The sequence below is a fragment of the Psychrobacter sp. genome (assembly GCF_035469765.1).
Classification (GTDB): Bacteria; Pseudomonadota; Gammaproteobacteria; order Pseudomonadales; family Moraxellaceae; genus Psychrobacter.
In genome coordinates, this window is sequence record NZ_DATIRM010000174.1 from 1 (window position 1) to 6,784 (window position 6,784).

5 protein-coding genes and 1 pseudogene are annotated in these 6,784 nt (G+C 43.0%); 2 read left to right on the forward strand and 4 right to left on the reverse strand.

From position 1 onward, the window contains the following. Positions 1–1,212: MFS transporter (locus VLN09_RS04960; protein WP_325244264.1), on the forward strand; the 1,212-nt coding region annotated here is incomplete at its 5' end. 150 nt (positions 1,213–1,362) lie between these two features. Beyond that, the gene (dusA, locus tag VLN09_RS04965) at positions 1,363–2,334 is read left to right on the forward strand and encodes a tRNA dihydrouridine(20/20a) synthase DusA (RefSeq protein WP_325244266.1); all 972 of its coding nucleotides are present in this window, start codon (positions 1,363–1,365) and stop codon (positions 2,332–2,334) included. 54 nt (positions 2,335–2,388) lie between these two features. Here dusA and VLN09_RS04970 read toward each other — a convergent pair whose 3' ends face one another. From VLN09_RS04970 to VLN09_RS04985, 4 genes and pseudogenes are all read right to left on the reverse strand, one after another. Continuing rightward, positions 2,389–3,174 (reverse strand): CPBP family intramembrane glutamic endopeptidase, encoded by a 786-nt coding sequence (locus VLN09_RS04970; protein ID WP_325244271.1) that lies wholly within the window; start codon positions 3,172–3,174, stop codon positions 2,389–2,391. A gap of 111 nt (positions 3,175–3,285) precedes the next feature. Then, on the reverse strand, positions 3,286–4,176 hold the full coding sequence (locus VLN09_RS04975; RefSeq protein ID WP_325244268.1) for an alpha/beta hydrolase: 891 nt from the start codon (positions 4,174–4,176) through the stop codon (positions 3,286–3,288). A gap of 142 nt (positions 4,177–4,318) precedes the next feature. Next, positions 4,319–5,374: a signal peptide peptidase SppA gene (gene sppA / locus VLN09_RS04980; protein WP_325244270.1), complete on the reverse strand. Its 1,056-nt coding sequence runs from the start codon at positions 5,372–5,374 to the stop codon at positions 4,319–4,321. A 203-nt stretch (positions 5,375–5,577) separates the two neighbouring features. After that, a pseudogene (locus VLN09_RS04985) lies at positions 5,578–6,784 on the reverse strand (ComEC/Rec2 family competence protein); the annotation flags it as partial.

Consider the following 6,784-nt stretch of genomic DNA (forward strand, 5'->3'; position numbering starts at 1 on the left):
GACTTTTTAATATATCTGTATCTTGCAGAGGTGATGGCAGCGACTATGTTTCCTGTCAGCTCCGATCCCAACACTGCAAAGATACAGGGACTTGCACTGTTTGCCATTGGTTATGTTGCACGTCCACTCGGTGGTGTTATCTTTGGACGTTATGGCGATATCAAAGGTCGCAAGCCTTTATTATTGATTAGTATCTTGGTCACGGCAGCAAGCTTATTCGCGATGGGGTGCCTACCTACTTATGCACAATGGGGTTTGGCAGCGCCAGCATTGTTTATCGTCTTGCGAATCATACATGGCATGGCATACGGTCTTTATGTGCCACTTTCTTGGGTGTTTGTCGCAGAGCATGTGCCGCGCCAATATCTGTCTGTAAGCTGTAGCTACGTTACTGCAAGCTTTTTTGTGGGCGTTTTATTTTCTAATGCTTTTTTTCTCTGGTTAAACAGTACGTTGACCACTGAGCAATTGGCAGATTATGGCTGGCGTTTGCCCTTCTTTATCGCAGCTATCCTGACGGTCTTACCGCTCCTTGCCTGGCGATGGATAGAAGAAACACCGTTTTTCACTCAGATGAAAAGCTCAAGACCCAGTGATTATGTTGCTAAGCCTTTTACAACCCTATTTAAGCATTGTAAACATGCTATCTTTGTTGGTCTTATTCTCACTTTAATTGCCTCAAGTATTACCACAGTCGTTGTTATTTTACTGCCTGATTTGATTGAATTACGTTTTACACTTGATACTGACTTGTTTGGATTCTCGCACAGTCTTGGCATCGTCTTTATGATTTTTGGTTGTGTCTTTTATGGCATCATCTCTAACCATCAGAACTTTGGCAAAATTTTGATGATAGGCTCTATTATTTTGATCGCTCAGATGCTCGCCTTCTTCTATCATTTAGAGGCTAGTGGCGACTATATCCTTATTATGTATGCGCTTTTGGGCTTTTGTGCGGGTATTGTCGGCATGATACCTGCCATCTTGATTCAGCTATTTCCTACCAATGTGCGACTCACCGGAATGGCTTTTTGCTATAATGTCACTTATGGTATTGTTGGGGTATTGATACCGTTCGGGCTTGGCTACGCCACTTTATATGTGAGCTTTTCTCCTGCACTCTATATCGTCTTTATCGGTTTTATTGCCATAATTATGGGGATTTATTTTTATAATCTGCCTGAACTCAAAAGAATCAATCAGGTCATTTAGTAATATTTTATCCAAATAGGCTGATGTTTTATCAGCCTATTGATTATAGATTCACAAGCCCTTATAAGTGATTCGCAAACTGGCGCATACACCATCAGCATTTAGCATATACATCTTTAAAAATTTCTAAAAAATTAAGGCTTAACCACTATGGTTGATATGACCAACAAACGTCTTTCGGTTGCTCCTATGATTGATTGGACGACTACAGATTATCGTTATTTTGCCCGTATTTTTAACCCACATGTCTATTTGTATACTGAGATGATTAGTACAGGCGCGCTGATACATGGTAATCGCGCGCGGCATCTGCGCTTTGATGACCTTGAACACCCTCTAGTACTGCAACTTGGTGGCGCAGATATCACTGAGATGACGCAGTGTGCAGAATTTGCTCAGCAGCATGGTTATGATGAGGTCAATATTAATGTGGGCTGCCCCTCTGATCGTGTACAGCATAATAAGATTGGTGCTTGCCTAATGGCAGAACCCAATACGGTTGCAGATTTGGTCAAGCATATGCAAGCAGCTGTCGATATCCCAGTGACGGTCAAACATCGTATCGGCATTGATGACTTTGACAGTTATGAATTTATGGCAGATTTTGTGCAGACAGTGGCAGCAGGTGGTTGTACACGCTTTATCGTTCATGCGCGTACGGCGTGGCTACAAGGCTTGAGCCCAAAGCAAAATCGTGAAATACCGCCGCTACGCTATGAGGATGTTTATCGGCTTAAACAAGATTTCCCAACGCTTGATATTGAGATTAATGGTGGGATTGAGAGCATCGCTGATATTGAGGCACACCTTAAGCATATCGATGGCGTCATGATAGGACGTGCCTTTTATCATAACCCGTATCTGCTTGCCGAAGCTAATAGCTTATGGGGCGACCCTATTCCTAAGCGTTCAGATATACTAGCGCAGCTGTATCCTTATTTAGAGGAGCAAATAGCTAAAGGGGAAGCGCTTCCAACGATGACTCGGCACTATTTAGGATTATTTCAAGGGCTGATGGGTGCGCGCAAATGGCGTCAAGCATTGAGCGGTAAGCCTCACTTGACCATCGATGATATCAAGCACGCAGCGACTGAAGTATTAGCCCTTAACCCTGATGCTTGATAAAACCTACCATTAAATAACAGTGTATACGGCTTAAGTATTCACTGTTGCCTCCTACGCGACTTGCGCCAGATACTGCCACATAGCCGCGCCGTTATTTACAATATGTAATATCATAGGTAATATCAGCGAGCCTGATTTGATACGCGCATAGCAAAATATCAATGCCAGTACCACAATGGTACTGATCTCATAAATACCATACTGCAAATGAATGACCGCAAATATAAAACTGGTTACCAAACTTGCTACGATTGCCCCGCGATATTCTGTAGCAGGTGGCGAGGTAAACTGCTCCGTAATCGCCGACCACAATAACCCCCGAAATATCAGCTCTTCATAAATAGGTGCGACGATGACCATCGCAAAAACAAGCAGCCATACTGAGCTGACAGACTGATATAAAGGATCTACAAATGACAGTGGTGATTCATCGAGTATATAGGTCAGTGCTTGACTGCCAATCATAAATATCAACAGTAACCCTACCATGCCCATACCCGTTGCTAATGAGAAAGGTCTTAATACCAAATACTGTCTTAAATTGCCGCCTCTCATGCGAATAATCAACGCACTGATTGCTATTAATAGCATGCAGCCTATCATGATAGAAATACTGACGACCGTCCCATCATTGCTGCCAAAAAAGAAGATATCGTCTATCGTTGCACTTTTAGCAGTTGGTAATACCAGTTTGCCGGCGATATAAACACCGATTAATTGACTAACAAAAAACGTCATCACCATGCCTACAATAAGCAGCAAAGTTCCTAAGCATGTGAATAAAGGCTTAGGTAATATTACAGCTAGACTATTTTCAGCCTCGCTCCTATTTGGCATTCGCATTGACATAATGTGTTCACTCAAAACGGTACTGAAGTATTGCTTAAAAACTACTTAAAAAGATAGTCGGTTTAGCGTAAGGGAATTCATTGAAAATAAAGACGGTTATTATTTAGCAGATAACTGTTTTTCAATCAATGCTAATACCTGCTGCGATACGGACTCTGGGTACTCAAGTGGGAACATATGACCACCTACATGAGTGACATAAGGGATATTTAAACGCGACTTTATTTGCTGCGGGAATCGGCGCTTTAAGAAGATACTGTCCTCACCGATAATCAGGGTAACAGACACTTTAGGGGCACGATTTGGGGTCAGCCAATACCAAGAAGGATTGGTGCGAAATACTGCAACCTCACTGGCTTTTGGAATAGCCAAAGTGACTTTGCCATCAGCGCGCTGATGCAAACCATGCTCAGTGTAACCTTGGAAACTGCGCTCAGTAAAGTTTTTAAAGAACCCTTTATGGCGCAGCTTATCATACGCATCTTCTCGGCTGTCCCAAACGTCACGGCGATGCTTAGACACGCCAGCTGGCGACAGCTTATCCATCAAGCGATTATTCATCAGTGGCAGTCTGTCTGCGGTTTTAGCCAGATGCCATAACAAGCTAACTTTGCCATAAATCCACGGTGGATCCATCAGTATGGCTTGCGAGAAATATTGAGGCGCGCGATACAAGGCTTGCATCGTACACATGGCACCAAGCGAATGTCCCACGGCGATAACTTGAGTGATCCCGTGCTTCTCGCAGGTATCTTTGACACTATCGATAATCTGCTGCGTGAGGCTGCGCCAATGATTATCTACCGGATAATCAGGGGTGTTGCCCAGCATCGAGATATATTCTATGGTGAAAACTTGCGCCAACTTTTCAAAAAAAGGCTCATAGACAGGACTTGGCATACCATTAGCATGAGCAAAATGAATGACGGGTTTTTGTGTTATTTTCGATATCGGTAAGGACGCAAATGACTGCAAATTGACTTCACTCATGACACATTCTCATTGGCTGGTATAAGTAGTTTATATTTTATGATGGTTCTAGATGTTATACAGCGATACATAAATAAGGCTGAGCGTAATCACACGCTCAGCCTTAACAATCATACACGGTAACTCTAAAAATTAAAGTCCATTAACGCATCTGCGCACTGCCTTCCTCTTGTGGCAAGATATCAAGATTGATGCTTGAACCCACACCTGCGCCCAATTTAACGGCAAAGCGATCCATAAATAGCTGGAATGGGTCACTCGGGCTATAATTGACTACATTTTTCAGTTTCAGCTCTTTCTCTAAGCTTGAGATACTGCCTTTTTTATCCGCCAAGCCAAGCTCGATAGATTGCTCACCTGTCCAAAAAAGTCCCGAAAACAGCTTGTTCTGTTCAGGATTTTTTAGACGATCACCACGACCTTCTTTTACGGCATTAATAAAGTGCTTATGAGTATTATCTAACACTTTTTCGACATGCTGTTCTTCATAATCCGTTAATGGACGTGACAGACTCAAGATATCTTTGTACTCACCTGCCGTAATGGTACGATCTTCTACGCCGACCTTATCCATTAAGCCTTTTACGTTATAGCTTGGCATAATGACGCCAATCGAACCGACTAGGCTTGATGGATTGACATAAATTTCATCAGCCGCTGATGCGATATAATACGCGCCTGAAGCACCCATATCGCCAATCACTGCATAAAGCTTTTTATCTGGATATTCTTTACGCAAATCCATCATGGTTTGCCAGATTTCATCCGACTGTACAGGCGAGCCACCCGGTGAGTTGATATCGAGCACTACCGCCTTTGAATGACTGTTTTTAAAGGCTCGTGTTAGCGCATCATTGACGTCATAAGCATTGGCGACATCACCACTGCTAATAGTACCTTGCAGCTCAACCACTGCCAAATGCGGCTTAGTGGTATCGATACCATCAAGAGCCGTCGGTGCTTTGCTACTGCAACCACGACCAATCATTAAAAATATCAGCAAAATATAACCAAAGGTCAATAATTTGAAGAAAATACTCCAACGACGGGCACGGCGTTGCTCAACCACACTCGCCAATAAAGTATTTTCAATCAAGCGCCATTCTTGCCCGCTAGGCTGGTTTGACTGCTGTAGTGGCGCTGGCTGATTGGCAGAATTATCGGGACGTTTGTTAGGGTCTGGCGGCCAGTTGGGCATATAACTTCCTAAGTCAAAAACAATGTAGAACAAGAGAAAACAGATGATAAATCTAATGTAGAAACAATCAATATTTTGACTGTTTACATTTTCTGTATGAATAGGTTATCAAGTATGGTGGCATTTCAGTTACGGTTCAATAGCGTCTCTGTGAAATAGCTAGATTTTATAAATGAGAGATGACAAATAATGCGCTAAAGCACTTATTGAGCATTGTCTTTGCTGAGTGCATTAGAGGATGATAAAGCCGCTTCCAAAGGTTTATCATCATAGGTAATTGTCTCATATATTTGTTGTTGGTTGATGAGTTCACCCGATATGTTTGAAGCACTATGACCAAGCCAAGTGGTTTGATTTAAAATCATATCGACTGATTCATTTGAGCATAATAGTGCCCACATTTGCCATGCTCGCTCGTGAGTATCTGCATTTACTATTAGGCGCGATTGAGTATTATTATCTGGCATCGTTGATACTTTTTCATTTTCTTTTTTAGTTTGCATAGCCACAAGTGATGATGTGGCAGGTAAGGACTTAATAGGGTCGTTTGCCTGATAATTTATGACTTGTATAGGTTTGCTGCTATCTATAGCGACCGTACAGTCCCAAACACTGGCATCCTCAATCTTGCTCCAACCTGTCATTGCTCGCAAGGTTAAATCACCGTTCGGCAGCTGCCATATTTTACCGGATTCGCAGCGTTGGGCGCTGATGGGCGCAGTCTTTTGAGAGTCCGTAGTGATCTTATAAGCTCGCTGCAGCGCAGACCAACGCTCACTACGCCCAGCTTGCCAATATTGGCTAACAGGCAAACGCTGACTGAGATGAGCGACCACCATGGGTAAAAGCTCTGAAGCATTGGGATTTACAGCTCCGCTCGTTTTATCATAAGCTTTTGTATCGCTTACACCGCCACTGCTACTCTGTACTATGATGCCTTCTAACTTATTAACTGCCAAGCTACCCAATTGCTGCTCTAGTGTGGCAGAGAGCTTGTCTGCTGTCAGGTTACTGGGCATGGTTTTGCTATCACTAGGTCTATGATCCGCTAAAAATAGCCAACTGATATTTTTAGTATCTTTGTCAGTGCTATCTTTTTCATTGTTCATAGGATATTGCAATAATGCCGCACTGATATAGGAATCACCCGTTGGCAATATATATAAGCTTGGCGTCGTTGTGAGCGACTGCTGATTGGCGTATATTGTCATCATTAAAAGGCTTAGCGGTGGCAATACCAACCAGCGGCTGATAAGACCACGCGGTAGCAACCAAGGCAATATCGCTATCAATACCATAAGTAAAATAGCCGCATTGACGGGGGTATACAGCCACGCACTTGATAGCACCGGCATTGCCGTCAGCCATGCTATCACCTCATGTAGACGACTGACAATGGTGATAACCAAT

Excerpts from the sequence above, each read along its gene's own strand:
- sppA (WP_325244270.1), bottom strand. The coding sequence starts at position 5,374 with ATGCCCAACTGGCCGCCAGACCCTAACAAACGTCCCGATAATTCTGCC.
- VLN09_RS04975 (WP_325244268.1), bottom strand. The coding sequence starts at position 4,176 with ATGAGTGAAGTCAATTTGCAGTCATTTGCGTCCTTACCGATATCGAAA.
- VLN09_RS04970 (WP_325244271.1), bottom strand. The coding sequence starts at position 3,174 with ATGCCAAATAGGAGCGAGGCTGAAAATAGTCTAGCTGTAATATTACCT.
- dusA (WP_325244266.1), top strand. The coding sequence starts at position 1,363 with ATGGTTGATATGACCAACAAACGTCTTTCGGTTGCTCCTATGATTGAT.